The sequence below is a fragment of the Streptomyces sp. NBC_00239 genome, from assembly GCF_036194065.1.
GTDB lineage: Bacteria > Actinomycetota > Actinomycetes > Streptomycetales > Streptomycetaceae > Streptomyces.
This window is the reverse complement of the sequence record NZ_CP108095.1, coordinates 6,344,799-6,367,472: the sequence shown is the minus strand read 5'-3', so window position 1 is coordinate 6,367,472 and position 22,674 is coordinate 6,344,799. Positions and strand designations below refer to the sequence as shown.

Annotated in this window: 18 protein-coding genes and 1 pseudogene; 6 read left to right on the top strand and 13 right to left on the bottom strand. The window is 69.9% G+C overall.

From position 1 onward, the window contains the following. The first annotated feature begins 28 nt into the window (after positions 1 to 28). Positions 29 to 1,030 carry a LacI family DNA-binding transcriptional regulator gene (locus OG764_RS27970; protein ID WP_328971192.1) on the top strand — a complete coding sequence of 334 codons (1,002 nt, stop codon included), beginning with the start codon at positions 29 to 31 and terminating at the stop codon, positions 1,028 to 1,030. A gap of 106 nt (positions 1,031 to 1,136) precedes the next feature. On the opposite strand, the gene prcA is transcribed toward OG764_RS27970, so the two are convergent. The 6 genes and pseudogenes from prcA to arc form a co-directional block, all read right to left on the bottom strand. Next, on the bottom strand, positions 1,137 to 1,898 hold the full coding sequence (gene prcA / locus OG764_RS27965; protein ID WP_328971191.1) for a proteasome subunit alpha: 762 nt from the start codon (positions 1,896 to 1,898) through the stop codon (positions 1,137 to 1,139). Between the two features lie 36 nt (positions 1,899 to 1,934). Next, positions 1,935 to 2,774, bottom strand: a complete 840-nt coding sequence (gene prcB / locus OG764_RS27960; RefSeq protein WP_328971190.1) for a proteasome subunit beta — start codon at positions 2,772 to 2,774, stop codon at positions 1,935 to 1,937. Continuing rightward, positions 2,726 to 2,926: pseudogene (locus OG764_RS27955) on the bottom strand (endonuclease domain-containing protein); the annotation flags it as partial. The gene prcB and the pseudogene OG764_RS27955, both read right to left, overlap by 49 nt. Positions 2,927 to 3,017: 91 nt before the next feature. Further along, positions 3,018 to 3,230, bottom strand: coding sequence for a ubiquitin-like protein Pup (locus tag OG764_RS27950; protein WP_328971189.1), 213 nt, complete (start codon positions 3,228 to 3,230; stop codon positions 3,018 to 3,020). A 180-nt stretch (positions 3,231 to 3,410) separates the two neighbouring features. Continuing rightward, a complete protein-coding gene (gene dop, locus OG764_RS27945) occupies positions 3,411 to 4,922 on the bottom strand; it encodes a depupylase/deamidase Dop (RefSeq protein ID WP_328971188.1) in 1,512 nt (503 codons plus the stop codon). A gap of 236 nt (positions 4,923 to 5,158) precedes the next feature. Next, on the bottom strand, positions 5,159 to 6,925 hold the full coding sequence (arc, locus tag OG764_RS27940) for a proteasome ATPase (RefSeq protein WP_328971187.1): 1,767 nt from the start codon (positions 6,923 to 6,925) through the stop codon (positions 5,159 to 5,161). A 253-nt stretch (positions 6,926 to 7,178) separates the two neighbouring features. Here arc and OG764_RS27935 point away from each other — a divergent pair, with 253 nt between their 5' ends. Continuing rightward, positions 7,179 to 7,499: a ferredoxin gene (locus tag OG764_RS27935; protein ID WP_328971186.1), complete on the top strand. Its 321-nt coding sequence runs from the start codon at positions 7,179 to 7,181 to the stop codon at positions 7,497 to 7,499. A gap of 4 nt (positions 7,500 to 7,503) precedes the next feature. Here OG764_RS27935 and OG764_RS27930 read toward each other — a convergent pair whose 3' ends face one another. The 3 genes from OG764_RS27930 to OG764_RS27920 all read right to left on the bottom strand — a co-directional run bounded on the left by OG764_RS27930 (position 7,504) and on the right by OG764_RS27920 (position 10,490). Then, positions 7,504 to 8,094, bottom strand: coding sequence for a hypothetical protein (locus OG764_RS27930; RefSeq protein WP_328971185.1), 591 nt, complete (start codon positions 8,092 to 8,094; stop codon positions 7,504 to 7,506). A gap of 251 nt (positions 8,095 to 8,345) precedes the next feature. Then, entirely contained in the window at positions 8,346 to 9,254 is a 909-nt protein-coding gene (locus OG764_RS27925) for a tRNA (adenine-N1)-methyltransferase (protein WP_328971184.1), read from the bottom strand. Positions 9,255 to 9,272: 18 nt separating this feature from the next. Beyond that, positions 9,273 to 10,490 (bottom strand): site-2 protease family protein, encoded by a 1,218-nt coding sequence (locus OG764_RS27920; RefSeq protein WP_443056072.1) that lies wholly within the window; start codon positions 10,488 to 10,490, stop codon positions 9,273 to 9,275. A gap of 166 nt (positions 10,491 to 10,656) precedes the next feature. On the opposite strand from OG764_RS27920, the gene OG764_RS27915 reads away from it, so the two are divergent. Together OG764_RS27915 and OG764_RS27910 are read left to right on the top strand one after the other, a co-directional pair. After that, a complete protein-coding gene (locus OG764_RS27915) occupies positions 10,657 to 11,529 on the top strand; it encodes a RecB family exonuclease (RefSeq protein WP_328971182.1) in 873 nt (290 codons plus the stop codon). 63 nt (positions 11,530 to 11,592) lie between these two features. After that, positions 11,593 to 12,264, top strand: coding sequence for a response regulator transcription factor (locus tag OG764_RS27910; protein ID WP_328971181.1), 672 nt, complete (start codon positions 11,593 to 11,595; stop codon positions 12,262 to 12,264). Positions 12,265 to 12,374: 110 nt separating this feature from the next. On the opposite strand, the gene OG764_RS27905 is transcribed toward OG764_RS27910, so the two are convergent. From OG764_RS27905 to metH, 4 genes are all read right to left on the bottom strand, one after another. Next, positions 12,375 to 13,955, bottom strand: a complete 1,581-nt coding sequence (locus tag OG764_RS27905; RefSeq protein ID WP_328971180.1) for an ABC transporter substrate-binding protein — start codon at positions 13,953 to 13,955, stop codon at positions 12,375 to 12,377. Between the two features lie 81 nt (positions 13,956 to 14,036). Then, a complete protein-coding gene (locus tag OG764_RS27900) occupies positions 14,037 to 15,641 on the bottom strand; it encodes an ABC transporter substrate-binding protein (protein WP_328971179.1) in 1,605 nt (534 codons plus the stop codon). Between the two features lie 446 nt (positions 15,642 to 16,087). After that, a complete protein-coding gene (locus tag OG764_RS27895) occupies positions 16,088 to 16,789 on the bottom strand; it encodes an HAD family hydrolase (RefSeq protein ID WP_328971178.1) in 702 nt (233 codons plus the stop codon). Between the two features lie 114 nt (positions 16,790 to 16,903). Further along, positions 16,904 to 20,413 carry a methionine synthase gene (gene metH / locus OG764_RS27890; protein ID WP_328971177.1) on the bottom strand — a complete coding sequence of 1,170 codons (3,510 nt, stop codon included), beginning with the start codon at positions 20,411 to 20,413 and terminating at the stop codon, positions 16,904 to 16,906. A gap of 295 nt (positions 20,414 to 20,708) precedes the next feature. On the opposite strand from metH, the gene OG764_RS27885 reads away from it, so the two are divergent. Together OG764_RS27885 and OG764_RS27880 are read left to right on the top strand one after the other, a co-directional pair. Then, on the top strand, positions 20,709 to 21,476 hold the full coding sequence (locus tag OG764_RS27885; protein WP_328971176.1) for an IclR family transcriptional regulator: 768 nt from the start codon (positions 20,709 to 20,711) through the stop codon (positions 21,474 to 21,476). A 419-nt stretch (positions 21,477 to 21,895) separates the two neighbouring features. Beyond that, entirely contained in the window at positions 21,896 to 22,651 is a 756-nt protein-coding gene (locus OG764_RS27880; RefSeq protein WP_328971175.1) for an MIP/aquaporin family protein, read from the top strand. Positions 22,652 to 22,674 lie beyond the last annotated feature (23 nt).

Sequence of the window (22,674 nt, the reverse complement as noted above, 5' to 3'; positions counted from 1 at the left end):
ACCCCCGACCCGCACTCCAGGAGCACCTGTGACGAGGCCCACCAGCCGCGACGTGGCCCAGGCCGCCGGCGTCTCCCAGGCCACCGTCTCCCTCGTCCTCGGCGACAAATGGCGGGGCCGGATCTCCGAACGCACCGCCGGCCTCGTCCGCGAAGCCGCCCGGACCCTCGGCTACCGCCCCAACCTCGCCGCCCGCAACCTCCGCCTGGGCCGCACCCGCACCGCACTCCTCGTCGTCCCCGCCCTCACCAACGAGTTCTTCGCCCGCGTCTACACCGGCGCGGCCCGCGTGGCCGCCGAACACGACTTCGGCGTCGTCCTCTACCTCTCCCCCGACGGCACCGGTCCCGCCCGCGACCCCTTCCCCTCCGCCCGCGCCGCCCTCGACGGCGTCATCGCCTCCTCCATGGCAGCCGGCGCCCTCGAAGCCATCCACGGCGCCGAGCTCCCCCTGGTCATGCTCGACAGCAACCCCACCGCCGGGGACGCCGCCGCCTTCGTGAACGTCGCCCTCGCCGACGGCATGCACCAGATCGCCGGCCACCTCCTGGACCTCGGCCACCGCGACTGCCTGCACCTGGCCTCCGCCGTCGACTCCTGGACCTTCGGCGTCCGCGCCCAGGCCCTCACCGAGGCACTGCGCGACGCCGGCGCCCGCCTGCGCACGGTCCGCTCGGCCCTCACCGTCGACGCCGCCCGCGAAGCCATGGAAGCCGCCCTCGCCGACCCCGCCACCCGCCCCACCGCGGTCGTCTGCGACGACGACATCCTCGCCGCCGGCGCCTGCAAGGCCGCCCGCCGACTGGGCCTGAGCGTCCCCGGGGACCTCTCCGTCACCGGCTTCGACGACCTCGCCCTCGCCGGCGCCGTCGAACCCGAACTCACCACCGTCGCCCTCCCCGCCGAACGCGTCGGCGAGGAAGGCATGCAGGCCCTCCTCGCCGTCCTCGACGGACACCCCTGGCACTCCCCCGACCTCCCGGTCACCCTGAAGGTCCGCGGCTCCACCGCACCCCCGCCGGCCCCCTGACCCCGCGCGGCGCCCCCCTTGAGGCCGACCCCGGACACAGCGGTGCCCCGGCCCGCACACCCGGACCGGGGCACCACTCCACTCGAGGGACGAAGAACGGGGAGTACTACTCCGCGTCCTCCGGAGCCTCGTCGTTCGACACCGCGTCGGCCTGCGCCTCCGCCGCCACCACCGGCTCCAGCAGCCGCTCCAGCTGCCGGCCCCGGATCCGCTTGAACTTCCGCTGCTGCGCACGGGTCCGGTCCAGCACCGCGACCTCCAGCCGGTCCGCGGGAATCTCCCGGTCCGCACCGTTGGCCTGGTTGGACAGGGCCTGCACCGCCAGCTTCAGCGCCTCGGACAGCGTCATGCCGTCCTGGTGGCGCTGGTCCAGGAACGTGCTGATCTGCTCGGCGTTGCCGCCGACCGCGACCGAGCCGTGCTCGTCCACGATCGAACCGTCGTGCGGCAGCCGGTAGATCTGGTCGCCCGCGGCCGTCGCGCCGACCTCCGCGACCACCAGCTCCACCTCGTACGGCTTCTCCGCCGCCGACGAGAAGATGGTGCCCAGCGTCTGGGCGTACACGTTGGCCAGCCCACGGGCCGTCACATCGTCGCGGTCGTAGGTGTATCCGCGCAGATCCGCGTAGCGCACACCGCCGATCCGCAGGTTCTCGTACTCGTTGTACTTGCCGGCCGCGGCGAAGCCGATGCGGTCGTAGATCTCGCTGAACTTGTGCAGCGCACGGGACGGGTTCTCGCCGACGAACACAATGCCGTCGGCGTACTGCAGCACCACCAGGCTGCGGCCGCGGGCGATGCCCTTCCGGGCGTATTCCGCCCGGTCGGCCATGGCCTGCTGCGGGGACACGTAGAACGGAGTCGACACCGGCTGTCCGTCCCTTTCTTCTCGGGTGACAGGGGCTTAGAGGAGGGCCGCGCGCGGCCCGTCGGGCTGCTCCAGGCGGCGCTCGGTGATCGAGCGGGCCAGCTCCGAGGATTCGGCCTCGGACAGCCTCCGGTAGCCCTCGTCGGTGATGACGGTGACGATCGGGAAGATCCGGCGGGCCATGTCCGGGCCACCCGTGGCCGAGTCGTCGTCGGCCGCGTCGTACAGCGCCTGGACGACCAGGGTGGTGGCCTGCTGCTCCGTCAGATCGGGGCGGTACAGCTTCTTCATGGAGCCGCGGGCGAAGATCGAACCCGATCCGGTCGCCGCGAAGCCGTGCTCCTCGGACCGGCCGCCCGTCACGTCGTACGAGAAGATCCGGCCCTTCTCCTTGCCCTCGTCCCAGCCGGCGAACAGCGGGACGACGGCCAGGCCCTGCATGGCCATGCCGAGATTGCCGCGGATCATGGTGGACAGGCGGTTCGCCTTGCCCTCCAGCGAAAGGGTCGCCCCCTCCACCTTCTCGAAGTGCTCCAGCTCCAGCTGGAACAGCTTCACCATCTCCACGGCGAGGCCGGCGGTGCCCGCGATGCCCACCGCGGAGTACTCGTCGGCCGGGAACACCTTCTCGATGTCCCGCTGCGCGATCATGTTCCCCATGGTCGCCCGCCGGTCACCGGCGAGCACCACCCCGCCGGGGAACGTCGCGGCCACGATGGTGGTGCCGTGCGGCGCCTCGACGATCCCCTCCGGCAGCTTCCGGTTCCCCGGCAGCATCTCCGGCGAGTGGTCCGCCAGGAAGTCCATGAACGACGAGGACCCCGGCGTCAGGAAGGGAGCCGGCAGACGCCCGGTGCTACGAGTGTTGGCTTCCACGCGTTTCCCTCCAAGTATTGGATGGCCCGACGCATCCGGTCGGGGTTCTCCTTCAACAGGCCAAGGCCCGTGTTGCAGTTGAAGCAAAGTACGCCACGGACCCTACCCGTCTTGTGACAGTGATCCACATGCACGGCCGGGACGCGAAGGCAGGGATACTAGAGGGTCACCCGCACACCGCGCGCAACGCTTCAACCCCACCTTCCCAGGCATCCACCCCGCCGTTAACCTTCGATTCGAAGGCTACTGGCCGCCCTTTTGTACGAAACTCCGAACGAAGTCCTCGGCATTTTCCTCGAGCACATCATCGATTTCGTCGAGCACGGAGTCGACGTCGTCCGAGAGCTTTTCCTGTCGTTCCTTGAGGTCGGACTGCGCTTCCGCGGCCTGCTCCTCGACCTCTTCGGTCGAGTGCGTGGCCTTCTGCTGTCCGCCGCCGGTGTCCTTGGTCGCCATGTCTACCTCACCCCGCTCGGTTCGCACGCTCGTGGAGAGATTCCGGGGACGGAATCTCAAGATCAGACCCTGCTCAGACCCTACATTCAGAGCCCCGATTTCGGGCCGGTGATTCAGGAACGCCCGGGTTCCGTGTGCCTCATGTCCATGATTCCCAGGCGCGGGTGCTTTCAGCCGCGGTCACCCGCCCGAAAGCACCCGGACCAGGTCCTCCGCCGTGCGGCAGCGGTCCAGGAGCTCCTTGACGTGGTTCCTGGTGCCGCGCAGGGGCTCCAGGGTGGGGACCCGCTGGAGCGAGTCCCGCCCCGGCAGGTCGAAGATCACGGAGTCCCAGGAGGCCGCGGCCACGTCGTCCGCGTACTGCTCCAGGCAGCGGCCGCGGAAGTAGGCCCGGGTGTCCTCCGGGGGCTTGCTCTCGGCCCGCTCCACGGCCGGCTCGTCCAGCAGCCGCTTCATCTTGCCGCGGGCCACCAGACGGTTGTACAGGCCCTTCTCGGGGCGCACGTCCGCGTACTGGAGGTCGACCAGGTGCAGCCGGGCGGCGTCCCACTCCAGCCCGTCCCGCCTCCGGTAGCCCTCCAGCAGTTCGCGCTTGGCGATCCAGTCCAGCTCGCCGGACAGGCTCATCGGGTCGCTCTCCAGCCGCCCGAGCACGTCCTCCCAGCGGCCGAGCACGTCCTTGGTCTGGTCGTCCGCGTCGGAGCCGAAGCGCTCCTCGACGTACTTCCGCGCCAGCTCGAAGTACTCCATCTGAAGCTGTACGGCGGTCAGGGTGCGTCCGCTGCGCAGCGTGATGAGCTGGCGCAGGTCCGGGTCGTGGGAGACCTGGTGCAGGGTGCGCACCGGCTGGTCGATGGCGAGGTCGACGGTGATGAAGCCGTCCTCGATCATCGAGAGCACCAGGGCGGTGGTGCCGAGCTTCAGGTAGGTGGAGATCTCGGAGAGGTTGGCGTCGCCGATGATCACGTGCAGCCGGCGGTACTTCTCGGCGTCGGAGTGGGGCTCGTCGCGGGTGTTGATGATGGGCCGCTTGAGGGTGGTCTCCAGGCCGACCTCGACCTCGAAGTAGTCGGCGCGCTGGCTGATCTGGAAGCCGTGCTCGCGGCCGTCCTGGCCGATGCCGACGCGCCCCGCGCCGGTGACGACCTGGCGGCTGACGAAGAAGGGCGTCAAGTGGCGCACGATGTCCGAGAAGGGGGTCTCCCGCTTCATCAGGTAGTTCTCGTGCGTGCCGTACGAGGCGCCCTTGTTGTCGGTGTTGTTCTTGTACAGGTGGATCGGCTGGGCGCCGGGCAGCTGGGCGGCCCGTTCCGCGGCCTCGGCCATGATCCGTTCGCCGGCCTTGTCCCAGAGGACTGCGTCGCGCGGGTTGGTGATCTCCGGCGAGCTGTACTCGGGGTGCGCGTGGTCGACGTAGAGCCGCGCCCCGTTGGTGAGGATGACGTTGGCCAGGCCGATGTCCTCGTCGGTCAGCTGGCTGCTGTCGGCCACCTCGCGGGCGAGGTCGAAGCCGCGGGCGTCCCGCAGCGGGTTCTCCTCCTCGAAGTCCCAGCGGGCGCGCCGCGCCCGGTGCATCGCCGCCGCGTAGGCGTTGACGATCTGGGACGAGGTGAGCATGGCATTGGCGTTCGGGTGCCCGGGGACGGAGATCCCGTACTCCGTCTCGATCCCCATTACTCGCCGTACGGTCATGCGGCCCTCCTTGCCCGGCGGCGTTCCCCTCCGGGAACGGCGCTCAAGTACCGCTGGTGCTCCGGTGCGTGTGCGGTGCCGGTCCCCGCACTGCGCGGCCGGCGGTACGGAAGAGCCTAGAGCGGCTCCGCGCTGGTGGGGAGATCATTTCGGTCATTGCCGGTGTGCCGGTGCCCGGCTGAAAAACAGTCGGCTGCGGGTGCCCCGTGCAGGGCACCCGCAGCCGCCCTGGTCCGTCAGAGGTACTGACCGGTGTTGGCCACCGTGTCGATGGAGCGTCCGGTGTCCGCGCCCTGCTTTCCGGTGACGAGAGTGCGGATGAAGACGATCCGCTCTCCCTTCTTTCCGGAGATCCTGGCCCAGTCGTCGGGGTTGGTGGTGTTGGGCAGGTCCTCGTTCTCCTTGAACTCGTCCACGCAAGCCTGGAGGAGATGGGAGACCCGGAGGCCCTTCTGGTTCTGGTCGAGGAAGGCCTTGATGGCCATCTTCTTGGCCCGGTCCACGATGTTCTGGATCATGGCGCCGGAGTTGAAGTCCTTGAAGTAGAGGACTTCCTTGTCGCCGTTGGCGTACGTGACCTCGAGGAAGCGGTTCTCCTCGGATTCCGCGTACATCTGCTCCACAACGGTCTGGATCATGCTGTGGACGGCGACGGGGGCGGATCCCTGGTGCTCGGCGAGGTCGTCGGCGTGCAGCGGGAGTGTCGCCTTGAGGTACTTGGCGAAGATGTCCTTGGCCGCCTCGGCGTCCGGGCGCTCGATCTTGATCTTCACGTCGAGCCGGCCGGGGCGCAGGATGGCCGGGTCGATCATGTCCTCGCGGTTGGAGGCGCCGATGACGATGACGTTCTCGAGGCCTTCCACGCCGTCGATCTCGGCGAGCAGCTGCGGGACGATGGTGTTCTCCACGTCCGAGCTGACGCCGGATCCGCGGGTGCGGAAGAGGGATTCCATCTCGTCGAAGAAGACGATGACGGGGGTGCCCTCGCTGGCCTTCTCGCGGGCACGCTGGAAGACGAGGCGGATGTGCCGCTCGGTCTCGCCGACGTACTTGTTGAGGAGTTCGGGGCCCTTGATGTTCAGGAAGTAGGACTTACCGGCGGCCTTGCCGGTCACCTCGGCGACCTTCTTGGCAAGGGAGTTGGCGACGGCCTTGGCGATGAGCGTCTTGCCGCAGCCGGGCGGGCCGTAGAGCAGGATGCCCTTGGGCGGCCGCAGTTCGTGCTCCTTGAAGAGGTCGGGGTAGAGGTAGGGCAGCTCGACCGCGTCGCGGATCAGCTCGATCTGGTCGCCCAGGCCGCCGATCTTGTCGTAGTCGATGTCCGGGACCTCTTCGAGGACGAGTTCCTCGACCTCGCTCTTCGGGACCACCTCGTACACGTAGCCGGAGCGGGGCTCCAGCAGGAGGGCGTCGCCGGGGCGGATGGTGATGTCCAGCAGCGGCTCGGCGAGCCTCACCACGCGCTCCTCGTCGGTGTGCCCGACCACCAGGGCGCGCTCGCCGTCCTCGAGGATCTCCTTGAGGGTGACGATGTCCCCGGCGCGCTCGAATTCCATGGCCTCGACCACGTTGAGCGCTTCGTTGAGCATGACTTCCTGGCCGCGCCTGAGGTCTTCGGGCTCGACGCTGGGGCTGACGTTCACGCGGAGCTTTCGGCCGCCGGTGAAGATGTCGACGGTGCCGTCCTCATTCGACTGAAGGAAGACACCGAATCCGGCCGGCGGCTGTGCGAGCCGGTCGACTTCCTCCTTGAGCGCCACGATCTGGTCTCGGGCCTCACGGAGCGTATTGGCGAGCCGCTCATTCTGAGCGGAGACGCCCGCCAGATTGGTCTGAAGCTCGACGATCCGCTCTTCGAGAATCCTCGTGTGACGCGGCGAGTCGGCGAGCTTGCGGCGCAGGACGGCGATTTCCTGCTCAAGATAGGCAACCTGGCCAGCGGGGTCTTCAGACCCCCGCGCGGGCCGGATGCCGCGGTTCATGTCGTCGTCGTGGGCTGCCACGGTCCTCACCTCCTCCATGGGGAGCTGGACGCTTCCTGACCCTACCTGGGCTGGTGGTGATTGAAACCCCTAGATCACAAAGACGGTAGAGGTGTGTCCGATCTTCACCCTTGCGTACTCCCTCACGTCAGGGAAATACCCACCGATCAACATCGGAAAGCAGCCGAAGGTAAGGTCGAACTGTTCAACACCCGTCAGGGGTGGCGCGACTTGCGCCGGGTTGGATCAGAGCGGGCAGGGAACGGCAGGAGATATGACCGTGCAGCAGGAGGCTCCGGGCGTGGACGCAGGCGTGGGCCGGGAGGCGCTGGAGGTCTGGATCGATCAGGATCTCTGCACTGGGGACGGCATCTGCGTGCAGTATGCGCCGGAGGTCTTCGAGCTGGACATCGATGGTCTGGCGTACGTGAAGAGCGCGGAGGACGAGCTGTTGCAGGCGGTGGGGGCGACCACTCCGGTTCCGCTGCCGCTGCTCCAGGACGTCGTGGATTCGGCCAAGGAATGTCCGGGCGACTGCATTCACGTGCGTCGGGTTTCGGACGGGGTCGAGGTCTTCGGACCCGACGCGGAGTGACGGATCACACACTCTTCGCTGCGGTGGTGTACCGCAGGAACTTGCCACCGTCCCAGTGCCACTTGGTGGTGCTGCGGGTGTCGGGGCAGCAGCGGGGGACGTCGGCCGCGGAGTAGCCGAGCAGGGTGGCGGTGACGGTGCCCTCGCGGACGGAGAGCGCGGTGGCGTTGAGGCGGTCGGCGGGGTCGAGCAGGGTGGCGACCACCCGTGGCCGGCCGGCGGGCGAGCCGGTGAGTACGTAGATCCCGCTGGGCGGGGTGCCGGAGCCGGCGGCGCAGCGGACCGCGGCGACGGTCTCGGGGCGGCCGTCTCCGTCGAGGTCGCCGGCGGCGCTGGCGGTGACGGCCTGCTCGAGTCCGCGGCAGTCGAGCGGGTAGGCGACGGCGGCCGGGTCCGGGACGGGTACGTCGGGGGCCTGGAGGTTCTTGGTGCCGTCGGGGGCGGCCGGGCCGGCGTCCGGTTCCAGGAGTCCGGCGCCGGTGACGACGGCGGCCACGGCGAGCGCGGTGGTGAGCCAGTGCACGGGCCGGGTGCGGGTGTGGCCCGCGGGGTCCGGGGCGGGGGCTGCGGGGGCCGGGACGGCGGGGGTGTGCACGCGGAGTGGCTCCTGTGGGCGCGGCCGACGGGTGTTCGCGGGGAGAGCCAGCATCGTGCCACACCTCACAGGGCGGTGGAACGGCCGGGTCCGTGCGGGCCCGCGGAGCGCCGGCGCGTCCGGAGGTGCGCCGGGCGGGCGGCACGGGCCTGGGGGCCGCCGCGGGGTGTACGGGCAACGAAACGGCGCCGTGGCGCAGTTCCCGCGGTGTGCGGGGAACTGCGCCACGGCGCCTGGTCGTTGGGTGCGGGTCAGCCGCGGCCGGAGCCACCCGACTGGCTGCCGGGACCCTCGTAGTCGTCGCCGTAGGCGCCCTTCGCGGGGCGGCGGCGGCGCAGCGGGGCCTCGACGCCGTCCGCGAGGCGGCGGGCGGTGACGAGGAAGCCGGTGTGGCCGATCATCCGGTGGTCCGGGCGGACGGCGAGGCCTTCGACGTGCCAGTTGCGGATCATCGATTCCCACGGCTGCGGTTCGGCGAAGTTGCCGATCTCGCGGATGGACTCGACGGTCTTCGACAGCTGGGTGGTGGTGGCCACGTAGCAGCAGAGGATGCCGCCGGGGACGAGCGCCTTGGAGACGGCCTCCAGGCATTCCCACGGGGCCAGCATGTCGAGGATCACGCGGTCGACGTCCGTGTCGGACAGGTTGTCCTGGAGGTCGCCCACGGTCAGCTGCCACGCGGGGTGCGGGCCGCCGAAGTAGCGCTCGACGTTGGCCGTGGCGATCTCGGCGAAGTCCGCGCGGCGCTCGTAGCTGTGGAGCATGCCCTGGTCGCCGATGGCGCGCAGCAGGAAGCTGCTCAGGGAGCCGGAGCCCACACCTGCCTCCACGACGCGGGCGCCGGGGAAGATGTCGGCGAAGGCCAGGATCTGGCCTGCGTCCTTGGGGTAGACCACGGCGGCGCCGCGGGGCATGGACAGGACGTAGTCGGGGAGCAGGGGGCGCAGCGCGAGGTACGCGACGTTGCCTGTGGTACGGACAACACTGCCCTCGGGAGCGCCGATCAGCTCGTCGTGCGGGAAGGAACCCTTGTGGGTGTGGAAATTCTTCCCGGCTTCGAGCGTGAACGTGTAGTGGCGGCCCTTGGGGTCGGTGAGCTGAACCTGGTCCCCGACCTTGAAGGGCCCGCGTCGGCGGGCGGCACCGGTCGGTTCGGACATGTGACCAGTGTATGGGTGTCAGGAGTGCGGCCGTGCCATGGCCTGGACGAAGGCCTTCTCGACGTCGTGTGTGGACAGGACGCCGTAGATCTCGCCGGTGGGTTCGATCACGAGGTATTCGGTGGCGGGGGCGGCGCGGAGGGTTTCGAGGAGTTCTTCGCCGGCGAGTTCCGCGGAAACCTTCATGCCGTCGGTGAGGTCGTGGGAGACGGTGCTGACGTCGACCCAGGGGCGGCGGTGTTCGGGTACGGAGGCGACGGCGGCTTCTCTGACGAGGGCGGTGGGGTCGCCGTGTGCGTCGACGACGACGAGGGCGCGGGCGCCGGCCTGGTTGGCGCGGCGCAGGGCCTCGGAGAGGGGGGTGGCGGCTTCGACGGGGATGGCGCGGCGGGTGAGGGTGCGGGCGCGGAGCCGGGGCAGGTGTTCGCGCAGGCGGGCCATGCGCAGGCTGTTGCCGGCGCCGGTCCAGATGATGGCGGCGAGGATCGCGGCGAGGAGTGCGTCGGTGACGGTGTCCATGCCGCCGAGTTCGTCGGCGTTGTTGCCGAGGATCTCGCTGTGGGTGATCCAGGGCAGGCCGACGAGGACGGCGAGGGCGAGGGCCCGGCCGGTCCAGGCGGCGGCGATGGTGCCGGTCATGGGCTTGCCGGTGATGCCCCAGACGACGGCGCGGAGCATGCGGCCGCCGTCGAGGGGCAGGCCGGGCAGCAGGTTGAAGGCGGCCACGATGAGGTTGGAGATCATCAGGCCGGCGAGGAGGACGCCGGGGATGCTGCTGGGGCGGGTGGCCTGCATGCCGGCGTAGAAGAGGCCGGCGAGGACGAGGGAGAGCAGCGGGCCGACGAAGGCGAGGACGAATTCGCGGCCGGGGGTCTCGGATTCCTTCTCGATCTCGGAGACGCCGCCGAAGAACTGGAGCCGGATGCGTCGCACGGGGAGTTTGTAGCGCAGTGCGGCGACGGTGTGGGCGAGCTCGTGGACGAGTACGGAGGCGTAGAAGGCGACGGCGAAGAAGAGCGCCACGAGGTAGCGGGCGGCGCCGAGGTCGGGGAGGACGGTTTCGAGGCGGTCGCCGAAGATCCAGGTGATGAGGGCGGCGACGAGGAACCAGCTGGGCGAGACGTAGACGGGCACGCCGAAGGGGCGGCCCATGAGGAGTCCGCCGCCGGGTTCGGGCTGCCGTCGTCCGTTCGGCTTGGTGTCCGAGGGGCCTTCCGGGGTGTCGGTGTCGGCCACTGCTGTCCTTCGGTCGGCTGGTCGGTTCGGGGACGGTCGCTGCCCGGGGCCGGCGGGGTGGGTGTGTGCGCGGTTGCGCGGGGTGATGCCTCGATCATGCAGTGCGAGGGTCCTTGCCGTCGATGGTATGCGCGGCTTGTCGGTGGTGGGTCGTAGGGTCTTCGTCATGACGACGATCCCCGGTTCCGGTGGCGGCGATGCCGTGGCGCCCTCTTCGCTGTCCCCGTCGCGGGCGAACGACTTCATGCAGTGCCCGTTGCTGTACCGGTTCCGGGTGATCGACAAGCTGCCGGAGAAGCCGAGTGCGGCGGCGACGCGGGGGACGCTGGTGCACGCGGTGTTGGAGCGGCTCTTCGACCATCCGGCTCCGGAGCGGACGGCGCCGCGGGCGAAGGCGCTGATTCCGGGGCAGTGGGACCGGCTGCTGGCGGCGAAGCCGGAGCTCGGTGAGCTGTTCGCGGAGGACGGTGACGGGGCCGGGCTGGCGCGCTGGCTGACGGAGGCCGAGGGCCTGGTGGAGCGCTGGTTCACGCTGGAGGACCCGACCCGGCTGGAGCCGGTGGAGCGGGAGTTCTTCGTGGAGACGGAGCTGGAGTCGGGGCTGCGGCTGCGCGGGATCATCGACCGGGTGGACGTGGCGCCGACGGGCGAGGTGCGGATCGTCGACTACAAGACGGGGAAGGCGCCGCGTCCGGAGTACGCGGAGGGCGCGCTGTTCCAGATGAAGTTCTACGCGCTGGTGGTGCGGCGGCTGAAGGGCGTGCTGCCGCGGCGGCTGCAGCTGGTGTACCTGGGCAGTGGTGACGTGTTGACGTACGACCCGGTGGAGGCGGATCTGGAGCGGGTGGAGCGCAAGCTCCTCGCGTTGTGGGAGGCGATCCGTGAGGCGACGGAGACCGGGGAGTGGCGGCCGCGGCCGACGAAGCTGTGCGGCTGGTGCGACCACCGGTCGGTGTGTCCGGAATTCGGCGGTACTCCCCCGGTGTATCCGTTGGAGGTCGTGCGGCGTGGCGAGGGCGGGCTCCCGACCGAGTCGTGATCGTCGGCTCAGGGCAGAATGGGGCCGAACTGGCGTGATCCGCCCGACGATGTGAGGTTTTCCGTGGCTATCCGTGTCCTCCTGGTCGACGACCAGCCGCTGCTGCGCACCGGTTTCCGGATGATCCTGGAGGCGGAGCAGGATCTTGCGGTGGTGGGTGAGGCCGGGGACGGCTTGCAGGCGCTGGACCAGGTGCGGGCGCTGCAGCCGGACGTGGTGCTGATGGACATCCGGATGCCGCGGATGGACGGGGTGGAGGCCACCCGGCAGATCACCGGTCCGGAGCGGAACGGTCCGGCGAAGGTGCTGGTGCTGACGACGTTCGATCTTGACGAGTACGTCGTGGAGGCGCTGCGGGCGGGGGCCAGCGGGTTCCTGCTGAAGGACGCGCCGGCGGTCGAGCTGGTGCAGGCCATCCGGGTGGTGGCGGGTGGCGAGGCGATGCTCGCGCCGAGCATCACGCGGCGGCTGCTCGACAAGTACGCGGGGCATCTGCCGTCGGGCGAGGAGCAGGTTCCGGACACGCTCGGGACGCTGACGGAGCGCGAGGTCGAGGTGTTGAAGCTGGTGGCGCGCGGGCTGTCGAACGCGGAGATCGCGGCGGACCTGTTCGTGAGCGAGACCACGGTGAAGACGCACGTGGGGCATGTGCTGACGAAGCTGGGGCTGCGGGACCGGGTGCAGGCGGCGGTGTACGCGTACGAGAGCGGCCTGGTGCGGCCCGGCGCGCAGTAGGGGGCGTGCGGGGTGGTCCCCGGCGGTCCCGGGTGGCTCCCGTCACGCGGGGGCCGCGGTGTCGGGGTGCCCGGTGGCCCCGGCGCCGGTGGGCGCCGGGGCGGGGGGCGTCAGCCCTTGCTGATCTCCCAGAAGCGGAAGACGGTCGAGGCGTCGAGGGACCACTGGAGTCCGGTGACGTTCTCGCGGGCGACGGCGTACTGCTTGCTCTGCCACAGGGGCAGGACGGGGATCTCGTCGGCGACGATGTTCTGCAGCCGGGTGTAGTCGGCGGTCGCGAGCGAGCGGTCCGAGGCGGCCGCGGTCTTCGGGAGGATCTTCCCGGTGATGTCGGCGTTCTCGTACCGGTTGTTCAGGACGTTGCCCTTGCCGAAGAACGGCTGGGTGAAGCTGTCCGGGTCCGGGTAGTCGGGGATCCAGCCCTTGACGTACACCCCGTACTTGCCGGCGGCGACGCCCTTCTCGTACTGCTCGTAGGGGACGGACTCGACCTCGGCCTGGAAGAGGCCGCTGGCGTTGAGCTGCTTGGCGATGGCCTCCAGCTCGCGGTCGGTGGCGGATCCGAAGCGGGAGGGCGTGGACCACAGGGTCAGCTTGACCTTGTCGGTGAGCCCGGCCTTGCGCAGGGCCTGCTTGGCCTTGTCGGGCTGGGGGGCGCCGCCGTAGCGGTCGAAGAAGGCCGTGGTGTGGGCGCCGACTCCGGCCGGGATCATCGAGTAGAGCGGGGTGGCGGTGCCGTTGTAGATGTCGCGGACGAGCGCCTCGCGGTCGACGAGGTAGGCGATGGCCTTGCGGACGGCGCTCTGGCCGGCGACCGGGTCCTCGGTGTTGAAGACGAGGTACTGGACCTCGGCTCCGTTGCCCTGGACGACGTCGATCTTGTCCGTGCCGGCGCCGCTGCCGAGGTCGGCGATGTCCTGGGCGGCGAGGCCGCGGAAGGCGAAGTCGATGTCGCCCTTTTCCAGGGCGCTCTTGAGGGCGGCCTGGTCGTTGGGGAAGAACTTCATGGTGAGGCCGGAGTTCTTCGCCTTGGCGTCGCCCTTGTAGGTCTCGTTCACGCCGAATTCGGCGCTGCTGTCGCTGAACGAGTCGAGGGTGTAGACGCCGGATCCGACGGCCTTGCCGTCGGTGCGGAGCTTGTCGGCGGGGTACTCGCGGTGGTCGACGATCGAGCCGGCGCCCGCCGCGATCTTGCTGGGGAAGGTCGCGTCGGAAGTCTTGAGACGGAAGACGATCTTCGTGTCGTCGGGGGTCTCGATGCTCTCGATGGAGGAGAGCAGGACCGCGGGGCCGTTCTCGTCGTTGATCTTCAGCGTGCGCTCGAAGGAGAACTTGACGTCCTTCGAGGTGAGGCCGTTGCCGTTGCTGAACTTCAGCCCGGACTTGAGCGTGCAGCGGTAGACCTTGCTCGCGCTGTCCTCGAACGCGCACTCCTGGGCGGCGTCGGGCTCCGGGGAGGTGCTCCCCTTCGGGAAGCTGAGCAGGGTCTGGAACACGTTGTTGAACAGGAGCCAGGAGCCGGCGTCGTAACCCGATGCCGGGTCCGTCGCCTGCACCTTGTCGGACATCCCCATGACCACCGAGCCGCCGGAGCCGGTGGATGCCGCTTGCTCGGAACCGCAACCGCTGAGCAGGGCTGCCGCGGTGACCGCGCCGAGCGGGGCCGCCAACCACTGGTTACGTCTGTTCACGGAACGTGCCTCACTGTCTTGACTGTTTGTCCGCCGGCCCGCGACTCCCGCTGCCGGTTTGCTGCCGGTTGCTGCCCGGAATCAGCCGCTGACTCCGCGGCCGAGCTCCCACAGCTGAAGGTCGGAGATGGAGTTGACCGACCACTCCACACCGGTGATGCCGTCGCGTGCGGCGACGTACTGCTTGGCCTGCCACAGCGGCAGGACCGGCACGTCCTCGGCGACGATGTCCTGGATCCGCCCGAAGCTCTGGCCGGCGAGGGTGCGGTCGCCCGCGCGCCGGGATTCGGGGATCAGCTTGTTCCGTACCGTGCTGTTGGCGTACGGCGTGTTGAGGAAGTTGCCCTGCTCCAGGAACGGTGCGAGGAAGTTGTCCGCGTCGGGGAAGTCGGGGAACCAGCCGAGGCCGTAGACCGCGTACTCGCCCTTCTTCTGGGCGGGGCGGAACTGCGCCCACTCGGTGCCCTTGACCGTCACGTCGAACAGCTTGGTGGCGTTGAGCTGGGCCTTGAGGGCCTCGAACTCGGCGGCGGTGCCGTCGCCGTAGTGGTCCGTCGTGTAGTTCAGGGTGAGCTTGACGGGGGTGGCGACGTCGGCTCCGCGCAGCAGGCGGGCCGCGGCGGCGGTGTCGGCCTCGCCGTACTTGTTGAAGAACGAGTTGACGTGGCCGCCGACGCTGGTGGGCACCAGGGAGTAGAGCGGCTCGGCGGACGTGCCGTACGCCTTGGCGATGAGGCCGTTGCGGTCGACGGCGGCCGCGAGGGCCTGCCGGACGGCCTTCTCCTTGACGGAGGGCGCCTCGGTGTTGAAGCCGAGGTAGCGGATCTCGAGGCCCGGCATCGGGACGAGCTTGACGCCCTTGGGGGGCGTGGTCGACAGCTTCTCGACCTGGTCGGGCGAGAGGCTGCGGGACATCATGTGGATGTCGCCGTCCTCCAGGGCCTCGCCCATGGCGGCGGAGTCGGCGAAGGAACGCAGCTCGACCTTGTCGTTCTTGACCTTGAGGTCGCCCTGGTAGCTGTCGTTCTTCGTGAAGACGGCACGGACCAGCCGGTTGTCCTGGACCTCGGGCTTCATCGTGTACGGGCCGGAGCCGTCCACGGCGAACCCGGCGCGCAGCTTCTTGGCGTCGTACGTCTTGCTGTTCACGATGCCCGCGGCGGGGGTGGACAGCTTGTACGGGAAGGTGGCGTCGGGGGCCTTGAGGTGGAAGACGACGGTGTCGTCGCCCTTGGTCTCGACGGTGTCGAGGGTGGAGAGGAGGCCGACCGGGCCGTTGTCGTCGTTGATCGCGAGGACGCGGTCGACGGAGAACTTGACGTCCTCGGCGGTCAGCGGGTCCCCGTTGGAGAACTTCAGGCCGGGGCGGAGCGTGCAGCGGTAGCTCTCGGCGCCCTGGTCGGTGAAGCGGCAGTCGGAAGCGGCCTCGGGGACGGGTTCGCCGCCGCCGCGGGGGATGTGCATCAGCGTCTGGACGGTCTGGCGGAGCACGTTCCAGGCTCCGGCGTCGTACGCGTAGGCGGGGTCGAAGGGGGCGGGTGCGTAGTCCGCGGCCTCGAACCGGTCGGTGGTGCCGACGACGATCGCTCCGCCGCCCGCTCCCCCGCCGGTGGCGCTGCCGCAGGCGGCGAGCGCGGGGGTGAGCAGTGCGGCGGCAGCCGTCAGCGCCAGGGTCTTGCGGTTCATGCTCGGAGTTCTCCCTCAACCGGCACTTCTTCACAGCGGTTTCAGGGCAGTGCGCGGCGGCCGCCCGTTCGGGGCGGAACGATCGGGCCGGGTCAGTTGACGATCGGTTCCGGGCGGGCTGCGTACAGGGGTGTGTACGCCGGTCCACGGATGCGGCGCAGTGCCAGCGTTGACATTAGTGGGCCCGGGTGCGATGGCTGGAACTGGCCGGACTTGGGGCGTAATCGCACGGTGATGGGTGCGCACTGCCTGCGCACGGTCCTGCGGGGGCGCTTTCGGTCAGGAGATGATCAATCCGGACACATGGGAAGGCCCGCGGGCGCGCAAAGGGGACGCGAGGGGTGTTCCCGGGTGACAAAGGTCACCCTGGGTCACAAACCTACGGTGATGGAAATCCGGCCCCCGCTCCCGCGGCGGGCCGGCCGGCTCGTACGGGCCGTAACGGATCAGTTCATTCCGGTGATCAGGGACCGCAGGAACGACAGGTCGACGTCCTCCAGCGAGGCGACCACGGTGCGCCCGGGCGCGGGGGCGATGGAGCCGACGGAGGGTACGGCGACGACCCGGCAGCCGGCGGCCTCGGCGGAGGCGACGCCGGTGGCGGTGTCCTCGATGACGGCGCAGCGCGAGGGGTGCGCGCCCAGGTCGCGGGCGGCCCGCAGGTACGGGTCGGGGTGCGGCTTGGTGCGGGGCACCTCGTCGCCGGCGACGCTCAGGGCGAAGCGGTCGGGGCCGAGCGACTGCAGGATGCGGTCGATGACGCGCCGGTGGGAGGCGGAGACGAGTGCCGTGGGCACGTTGTGCCGGGCGAGTTCGGCCAGCAGGCGTTCGGCTCCGGGCATCAGGGGCACGTGGTCGGCGATGCGGGCCTCGAAGCGCTCGTTCAGCAGGACGGAGAGCTCGGCGAGGGTGATGTCGGCGCCGGTGGCCTCGATCAGGTAGCGGCCGCTGCGGCTCATGGGGCCGCCGACGACGACGTGCTTCCAGGAGGCGTCGAGGCGGTGGCCGAGTTCGCCGAACACGGCGACTTCGGCGTCCCACCAGAAGCCCTCGGTGTCGACGAGCGTGCCGTCCATGTCGAGCAGCACGGCCTGGAGGGCCGAGCCGTCGGCCGTCCGGAGGACGGATGCGGGAACCGTGCTGGTCATGCGGCACACCTCTGGCAGGGGACGAGAAGGCCGGCCGCCTTTCTCCCGCGGAGGCATGCCCCGGGAGTCAGGCGACCGGCCTGTGTAGGACCGTCCAGTGTACGTCGCTGTGGGTCAGCGCGCGTTGAAATACTTCGCTTCGGGGTGGTGGATGACGATGGCGTCGGTGGACTGCTCGGGGTGGAGCTGGAATTCCTCGGAGAGGTGGACGCCGATCCGCTCGGGCTGGAGCAGGTCGGCGATCTTCGCGCGGTCCTCCAGGTCGGGGCACGCGCCGTAACCGAGGGAGAAGCGGGCGCCCCGGTACTTGAGGTCGAACATGTCCTCGACGGCGGCGGGGTCCTCGCCGCCGAAGCCGAGTTCGGCGCGGACCCGGGCGTGCCAGTACTCGGCGAGGGCCTCGGCGAGCTGGACGGACAGGCCGTGCAGTTCGAGGTACTCGCGGTAGGAGTCGGACGCGAACAGCTTGGCGGTGGCCTCGCCGATCCTGGAGCCGACGGTGACCACCTGGAGGCCGACCACGTCGGTCTCGCCGGACTCTTCCGGGCGGAAGAAGTCGGCGAGGCACAGGCGGCGGCCGCGGCGCTGGCGGGGGAAGGTGAAGCGGGTGCGCTCGGAGCCGTCCTCGTGGAGCAGGATCAGGTCGTCGCCCTTGGAGACGCAGGGGAAGTAGCCGTAGACCACGGCGGCTTCGAGGAGGTTGTCGGTGTGCAGCCGGTCGAGGAGGCCGCGCAGCCGCGGACGGCCCTCGCTCTCGACGAGCTCCTCGTACGTGGGGCCGCCCGCGCGGGCCTGCTTGAGGCCCCACTGGCCCTTGAAGAGGGCGCCCTCGTCCAGCCAGGAGGCGTACTCCTTGAGGCCGATGCCCTTGATGACGCGGGTGCCCCAGAACGGCGGGGTGGGCACCGGGTTGTCGGTGGAGACGTCGGAACGGCCGCCCGGCTCGGGCTCGTCGACCTGGAGGACGGGCACGTCCCGCTTGGCGACGCGGCGCTGCTTGAGCTCGGGGAGGGCGGCGCCGGGGACGCCGCGCTTGACGGCGATGAGGGCGTCCATGAGGCGCAGGCCCTCGAAGGCGTCGCGGGCGTAGCGGACTTCGCCCTCGTAGATCTCGTGGAGGTCCTGCTCGACGTAGGCCCGGGTGAGGGCGGCGCCGCCGAGGATGACGGGGTAATCGGCCGCCATCTTGCGCTGGTTGAGCTCCTGCAGGTTCTCCTTCATGATCACGGTCGACTTGACGAGGAGGCCGGACATGCCGATGACGTCGGCCCGGTGCTCTTCGGCTGCTTCGAGGATCGCGGAGACGGGCTGCTTGATGCCGAGGTTGACGACGTTGTAGCCGTTGTTGGAGAGGATGATGTCGACGAGGTTCTTGCCGATGTCGTGGACGTCGCCGCGGACGGTGGCCAGCACGATGGTGCCCTTGCCCTCGGCGTCGGACTTCTCCATGTGCGGTTCGAGGTGGGCCACGGCGGTCTTCATGACCTCGGCGGACTGCAGGACGAAGGGGAGCTGCATCTGGCCGGAGCCGAAGAGCTCGCCGACGACCTTCATGCCCTCCAGGAGGGTGTCGTTGACGATGTCGAGGGCGGGGCGGGTCTGGAGCGCCTCGTCGAGGTCGGCTTCGAGGCCGTTCTTCTCGCCGTCGACGATGCGGCGCTGGAGGCGCTCGTCCAGGGGCAGGGCGAGGAGTTCCTCGGCCTTGCCGGCCTTGAGGGACTTGGTGTTGACGCCCTCGAAGAGCGCCATCAGCTTCTGCAGCGGGTCGTAGCCCTCGGCACGGCGGTCGTAGATGAGGTCGAGGGCGGTGCCGACCTCCTCGTCGTTGAAGCGGGCGATCGGGAGGATCTTGCTCGCGTGGACGATCGCGGAGTCGAGGCCGGCCTTGACGCATTCGTCGAGGAAGACGGAGTTGAGCAGGATGCGGGCGGCCGGGTTGAGGCCGAAGGAGATGTTGGACAGGCCGAGGGTGGTCTGGACGTCCGGGTGGCGCCGCTTGAGTTCGCGGATGGCCTCGATGGTGGCGATGCCGTCGCCGCGGGACTCCTCCTGGCCGGTGCAGATGGTGAAGGTGAGGGTGTCGATGAGGATGTCGGACTCGTGGATGCCCCAGTTGCCCGTGAGGTCGGCGATGAGCCGCTGGGCGATGGCGACCTTGTGCTCGACGGTGCGGGCCTGGCCGTCCTCGTCGATGGTGAGGGCGATCAGCGCGGCGCCGTGCTCCTGGGCCAGGCGGGTGACCTGGGCGAAGCGGGACTGGGGGCCGTCGCCGTCCTCGTAGTTGACGGAGTTGATGACGGCGCGGCCGCCGAGCTTCTCCAGGCCGGCGCGCAGCACGTCGACCTCGGTGGAGTCGAGGACGATGGGCAGGGTGGAGGCGGTGGCGAAGCGGCCGGCGAGCTCTTCCATGTCGGCGACGCCGTCGCGGCCCACGTAGTCGACGCAGAGGTCGAGCATGTGGGCGCCCTCGCGGATCTGGTCGCGGGCCATCTCGACGCAGTCGTCCCAGCGGGCTTCGAGCATGGCCTCGCGGAACTTCTTGGATCCGTTGGCGTTGGTGCGCTCGCCGATCGCCATGTACGCGGTGTCCTGGCGGAACGGGACGGTCTGGTAGAGCGAGGAGGCGCCGGGCTCGGGGCGGGGCTCGGGGCGGCCGGGGGTCAGGTCGCGGACCCGCTCGACGACCTGGCGCAGGTGCTCGGGGGTGGTGCCGCAGCAGCCGCCGACGAGGGAGAGGCCGTACTCGCGGACGAAGTTCTCCTGGGCGTCGGCGAGCTCGGGGGCGGACAGCGGGTAGTGGGCGCCGTCCTTGGTGAGCACGGGCAGGCCGGCGTTGGGCATGCAGGAGAGCGGGATGCGGGAGTTGCGCGCGAGGTAGCGCAGGTGCTCGCTCATCTCGGCGGGCCCGGTGGCGCAGTTCAAGCCGATCATGTCGATGCCGAGGGGCTCCAGCGAGGTCAGCGCGGCGCCGATCTCGGAGCCGAGGAGCATGGTGCCGGTGGTCTCGACGGTGACGGAACAGATCAGCGGGACGCTGACGCCGAGGGCCGTCATGGCGCGTCGGGCGCCGATGATGGAGGACTTCGTCTGGAGGAGGTCCTGGGTGGTCTCGACGAGGAGGGCGTCGGCGCCGCCTGCGATGAGGCCTTCGGCGTTGACCTGGTAGGCGTTGCGGATCGCCTGGTACGTGATGTGGCCGAGGGTGGGCAGCTTGGTGCCGGGGCCCATGGAGCCGAGGACCCAGCGCTGCTGTCCGGTGGCGGCGGTGTACTCGTCGGCGACTTCGCGGGCGATGCGGGCGCCGGCCTCGGAGAGTTCGTGGTTGCGCTCGGGGATGTCGTACTCGGCGAGGGCGGAGAGGTTTGCGCCGAACGTGTTGGTTTCGACGCAGTCGACGCCGACGGCGAAGTAGGCCTCGTGCACGGAGCGGACGATGTCGGGGCGCGTGACGTTGAGGACCTCGTTGCAGCCTTCGAGGTCCTGGAAGTCCTCAAGAGTGGGGTCCTGGGCCTGGAGCATGGTTCCCATGGCTCCGTCGGCCACCACCACGCGCGTGGCGAGCGCCTGGCGAAGGGCGTCGGCCCGGGTCTGGGTGTCTGCGGACGGGTTCGGCAACGAGGCCATGGAATGCTCCCTAGTGCGACGGCTGTCGGCTTTGCACCCTGTGTGTCCAGGGTGCACGCCGTCAGCGTAACCGCGCAGGTGCCGGGCAGGTGAAGGCGTCCCAGCCTCCGGACGACCACCTTGGCAACTAAGGGATGCATCCTGTTGCGGGGGTGGCTGGCCGGACTCGGTCTTGACAGACTTTCCCTCACCATGCACAAGGTCGGCATCGACCGATAGTGTTCGTCATTGTCGAACCACGTCTGGTCCGCTGTCCCACCCGGGGACCGGACCGGGAAGCACAGGAGGCTGCGCGATGGCACGGAACATCCAGTCGCTCGAACGGGCTGCTGCGATGCTGCGCCTGCTCGCGGGAGGTGAACGTCGGCTGGGACTGTCCGACGTGGCCTCCTCGCTCGGCCTCGCCAAGGGCACCGCGCACGGCATCCTGCGCACCCTCCAGGCCGAGGGCTTCGTCGAGCAGGATCCGGCCTCGGGCCGCTACCAGCTGGGCGCCGAGCTGCTGCGTCTGGGCAACAGCTATCTGGACGTGCACGAGCTGCGCGCCCGCGCGCTGGTGTGGACGGACGACCTGGCCCGCGCGAGCGGCGAGAGCGTGTACGTGGGCGTGCTGCACAAGCAGGGCGTGCTGATCATGCACCACGTCTTCCGGCCGGACGACAGCCGCCAGGTGCTGGAGGTGGGGGCCATGCAGCCGCTGCACTCCACGGCGCTGGGCAAGGTGCTGTCGGCCTACGACCCGGTGGCGCACAGCGAGGCCGTGGAGGGCGAGCGCAAGGGCTTCACTCCGGCCACGGTGACCGACCTGGCCGGCTTCGAGGCCGTCCTGGACATGACCCGGGCGCGCGGCTGGGCCTCGGACGTCGAGGAGACCTGGGAGGGGCTGGCCTCGGTGGCCGCGCCCATCCACGACCGGCGGCGGATGCCGGTGGGCGCGGTGGCGGTGGCCGGCGCGGTGGAGCGGGTGTGCGGCGCCGCGGGCGAGGTGCGCTCGGAGCTGGTGGCGGCGGTACGGGACTGCGCGCGGGCCGTCTCGCGCGACCTGGGCGCCGGCCGCTTCTGACCTTCCGGCCGGACCGGGTCGCCGGTCGCATCCGGCACGGTCGCCGGGTTGCCTCCGCCAGTGCCCCGGACGCCGCGGCGGGCCGCCGGCGGCCCGCCGCGGCCGATTTTGATCGCCTCACGGACCTCACGAGCGTGGCAGCTGCGCGCCACGCCCCTCCAACGTGCCCGTTTTCGTCTCCGTTGGGGGATTCTACCGAGTGGTAACGATCCGACATTCGGCGGCTTCGAACTCTTGACGCCGTCTTCACCCAGGCGGAAAACTGCCGTTCACCGGTCGGCATTGTCGAACACCTAACGGCAATACGCGTTAAGGTATGGCAGAGCCAAGGGCCGGAATCGCACTCACCGAGTGCGCGGACCACCGGACGGGACCCGGCGGACCGCTCACCCCCTGGACGTAGGACAAAGGAGTCGCGGGTGTCCAGCTCCGACATCTTCATCGGCGAGACCATCGGTACCGCCCTGCTCACACTGCTCGGCGGTGGCGTCTGCGCCGCGCTGACTCTCAAGAGCTCCAAGGCCCGCGGCGCGGGATGGCTGGCCATCACCTTCGGGTGGGGCTTCGCGGTGCTCATCGCCGCCTACGTGTCCGCACCGCTCTCCGGCGCGCACCTGAACCCGGCGGTCACCGTCGGCATCGCCGTCAAGGACGGCGAGTGGGGCGACGTGCCCGTCTACCTCGCGGGCCAGCTCCTCGGCGCCATGCTCGGCGCCGTGCTGATGTGGATCACGTACTACGGCCAGTTCCGCGCGCACCTCACCGACCCGGAGCTGAAGCCCGACCTCACCCAGCCCGCGGGCCCGGTGCTCGGCATCTTCTCCACGGGCCCCGAGATCCGCCACGCGGTGCAGAACCTCGCCACCGAGATCATCGGCACGGTCGTCCTGGTCCTCGCGATCCTGACCCAGGGCCTGCAGGACGGCGGCAAGGGCCTCGGCGTCATCGGCGTCCTGATCACGTCCTTCGTGGTGGTCGGCATCGGCCTCTCGCTCGGCGGCCCGACCGGCTACGCGATCAACCCGGTGCGCGACCTCGGTCCGCGCATCGTCCACGCCGTCCTGCCGCTTCCCAACAAGGGCGGCTCGGACTGGGGATACTCCTGGATCCCGGTGGTGGGCCCGCTCGTCGGTGCCGCGATCGCCGGCGGCCTGTACAACATCGCGTTCGCCTGATTCGCAAGAACAGCAGCAGCTGC